Source organism: Streptomyces sp. NPDC048434 (assembly GCF_043200375.1).
Lineage (GTDB): Bacteria > Actinomycetota > Actinomycetes > Streptomycetales > Streptomycetaceae > Streptomyces.
On sequence record NZ_JBICXQ010000083.1, the window covers coordinates 1 to 3,437 of the forward strand.

The window sequence follows — 3,437 nt, forward strand, 5'->3', positions numbered from 1 at the left end:
CTGGTGGGGGGTGGGGGGGTGTTACGTGTGGTGTCGGGGGGGGGGGCCAACTCGGTGGGTCCCTGCGCGGGGGGGGGGGGGCCCCTGGGGGTGGCGGGCCCGCCCCCCCCACGCCGGATCATCGGTCTGCTGGGAGTCGAACCCGGTGCGGGCCAGATAGCGGTCGAGGAGAGCCGGGGCCAGCTTGTTGGCCAGTACGGTGGCGACGGTCGAGGCGCCGACGGCGTACTGCTTGCGCCGAGGGTGGTCGGCCGCGTGGGCGACGGCGCGGGCGGCGACCTCCGGCTGGTAGATCGGCGGTACAGGCTGTGGGTGACGGGGGAGCCGGGAGAGGACCCAGGAGAACTGCGGGGTGTTGACCGCCGGCATCTTCACCAGGGTGACGCAGACTGCGCTGCCCTGGTGAAGGAGTTCCGTGCGCAGGGCGGAGGTGAAGCCGTTGATGGCGTGCTTGGCGCCGCAGTAGGCCGACTGCAGCGGCACGGACCGTTCGCCGAGTGCCGAGCCGACCTGCACGATCGTGCCTCGGTTCCGGGGCAGCATGCGCCGCAGTGCGGTACGGGTGCCGTGGACGAACCCCAGGTAGGTGACCTCGGTGACGCGCCGGTACTCGTCCGGCTCGATCTCGGTGAACGGGGCGAAGACCGAGACGAAGCCGTTGTTGACCCAGACGTCGATGGGGCCGAAGGCCTCCTCCGCGGCCTGTGCCGCCGACTCGACCTGAGCGTGGTCGGCGACATCGGTGGGCACGGTCAGGGCGCGTCCGCCGAGCGCCTCGACCTCGGCCGCGGCCGCGGCCAGGCCCACTGTTCCGCGGGCGAGGAGTACGACGTTCGCGCCGCGTTCGGCGAAGAGGCGGGCGGTCGCACGACCGATTCCGGCGCTGGCGCCGGTGATGACAACTGTCTGGGACATAGCAATCGATCTCTTTCGGCTAGGGGGGGGCGGTTTACGCAGTCCTGGCCGGATTTCAGAGGGGTGACGCCGGGCGGGCCAGGCGCGCGGCGGCTTCGAGCATCAGGGCGTGGACGAACGCCTGGGGCAGGTTGCCGAGCAGCCGGCGCTGGGTGACGTCGTACTCCTCCGCGTACAGGCCCGGCGCGCCGCAAGCGCCGCGGTTGCGCTCGAACCAGCGGTAGGCATCGATCTCGTGGCCCTGCTGATGCTCGGCGATTGCCATGACGAAACCGCAGAGCACGAATGCGCCTTCCGCCTCGCTGAGAGGTCGTTCGTCGTGCCGGAAGCGGTAGGCGTAGAAGGTGTCCGTCAGGTCCGCGGTGTAGGTGCGGAGTGTGGCTCGGGTGCGGGGGTCATCGGGCGGCAGCAGGCCCCGCAGGGGAGGCAGCAGCAGCGCGGCGTCGAGCGAGGGGTCGTCGGGCGAGCGCTGCCAGTGGCCGTCCGGGTGCAGGGCGCGCTTTTCGGTGTCGGCGAGGAGGGCGTCCGCCAGGCCGGACCAGTCACGGGCGGCCGGGCCGCGGGGGGCTGCGCCGGCCAAGCGGCGCAGCCCGGCGGCGCAGATCAAGCGGCTGTGTGTCCAGTTCCGGTTGCCCAGTTCCCAGATTCCGGCGTCCGCCTCCCGCCACCGTCGCCGGACGGTGTCCGCGGCGATGCGGGCGGCCGCCCAGCCGTCGTCGTTCAAACGGCCGTGCTCGGCCGCGGCGGCGAGGAGCAGCAGTGCCTCACCGAAGCAGTCGAGTTGGAACTGCCGGTTGACGTGGTTGCCGATCCGGTCGTAGCCGCCGGGGTAGCCGGGCAGGTCGAGCTGGTGCTGGTCGGGGACGGGATGCCCGGACACGGTGTACGCGGGGCTGAGGCCCGGACCGTCGGCGTGCAGCCGGGCCGTGGTGAAGCGGACCGCGTCGTCCAGCAGCGGGCCGGGGGCAGCCGCGGCAACGGCCTGGCCCGCATAGGCCTGGTCGCGGATCCAGACGTACCGGTAGTCGTAGTTGCGGCCTTCCTCGGCGCGCTCGGGCAGGCTAGTGGTGGCCGCGGCGACCATCCCGCCGTCGGCGCTCGTCATGCCACGCAGGATCGCGTACGACTGCCGGGCGTCGCGGACCGCGACGGTGTCGGTGAGTGCGGGGACCGCCGAGGCCCAAGCGCGCTCGGTGGCCGCCCAGGCGCGCCCCGGATCAACGGCCGGCCTACGCAGCGGCTCAGCGCTCAGCTCCAGCACCAGATCGCGCTGCTGCCCCTCCGCCAGGTTGAGCTCCAGCGTGAACCGGTCGCCGTCCCCGCCGGCCGGCCGGGCGTCCCCGGCACCCGACCACCGCAACGCCAGCCCGCCCAGCCGTGCCTGCCACTCTCCGGCAGGGTCGCGCCGCACCTCGCGCATCGGCTCCCGCCCGTAGGCCGCCACCGGGTGCAGCACCACCTGCAACCGGGCCGGGCCTTCGTGGGCCACGATGCGTCGCAGCAGCACCAGGCGCCCGGTCTGCCCGGGGAAGGCAAGCGCATCGCGGCACTCGACGATGCCGCTGCGCGTCACCCACCGGCTGCGCCAGATCAACGAACCGTCCTCATACGCGCCGCCGGGCACGAACGGCTCCGCCGGAGTGACGGCATACAGGCCGCCGCCCCCGATGAGCGCGGCGAACACCGCCTCGTCGTGCCAGCGCGGCGCGCACAGCCAGCAGATCTCGCCTCGCGGCCCGACCAGGGCCCCGCGCTCGCCGTCAGCGAGCAGCGCGTAACTGCCCAGGTCCTGTGGCGGATAGCGGAGGTCTTCGCCGGGCTGGTGGTCGGTGCTCATCGTCGCCGTGTCCTCAGATGATGCGGTAGGGATCGGCACGGTCGGCGAGCAGCGTGAGCCCATGGCCGGGTGACCGGTCATCGCCCGGCCGGACGGTGCCGCCCGCCGGGTCCAGCACACCGCTGAAGAACAGGTTCTCGATACGCACGTGGTCGTGGAACCACTCCAGGTGCCGCAGGTTGGGTACAGACGCTGCCGCATGGGCGTGGACATGCGGGGCGCAATGGCCGGAGATCTGCAGACCGGCCGCTTCGGCCAGGGCTGCCGCTCGCAGCCAGACGGTCAGACCGCCGCATCGGGTGGCGTCGGCCTGTAGGCAGTCCACGGCACCGGCCTGGAGGAGGTGCCAGAAGTACGGCAGCGTGTAGCCGTACTCCCCGGCTGTCACCTCGGCCGTGACGCCGGCCCGGACCTCCGCCAGACCGGCCCGGTCGTCGGAGGAGACCGGCTCCTCGAACCAGGTGACGCCGTGCGCGTCGAGGTACGGGCCGAGCCGGATGGCCTGTTTGCGGGTGAACGCGCCGTTGGCGTCGGCATAGAGCTCCGTGGCGTCGCCGATGCTCTGGCGGGCGAGTGCGATGCGTCGCCGGTCGCGCTGCTGCGCGGCACCCCATGAGTCACCGATCTTGATCTTGACGCGCGGAATGCCCTGCTCCGCGACCCAGATGCGCAGCTGTCGGTCCTG

At 72.6% G+C, this 3,437-nt stretch carries 3 protein-coding genes; all 3 read right to left on the reverse strand.

All coding sequences use genetic code 11. The features are described from left to right. Window positions 1-21 precede the first annotated feature (21 nt). Entirely contained in the window at window positions 22-915 is an 894-nt protein-coding gene (locus ACGFWI_RS38895; RefSeq protein WP_393910786.1) for an SDR family oxidoreductase, read from the reverse strand. Between the two features lie 55 nt (window positions 916-970). After that, window positions 971-2,752, reverse strand: coding sequence for a glycoside hydrolase family 15 protein (locus ACGFWI_RS38900; RefSeq protein ID WP_393910787.1), 1,782 nt, complete (start codon window positions 2,750-2,752; stop codon window positions 971-973). Window positions 2,753-2,765: 13 nt separating this feature from the next. Beyond that, window positions 2,766-3,437, reverse strand: a 672-nt coding sequence (locus tag ACGFWI_RS38905; RefSeq protein WP_393910788.1) for an enolase C-terminal domain-like protein, incomplete at its 5' end; no start/stop codon positions are given.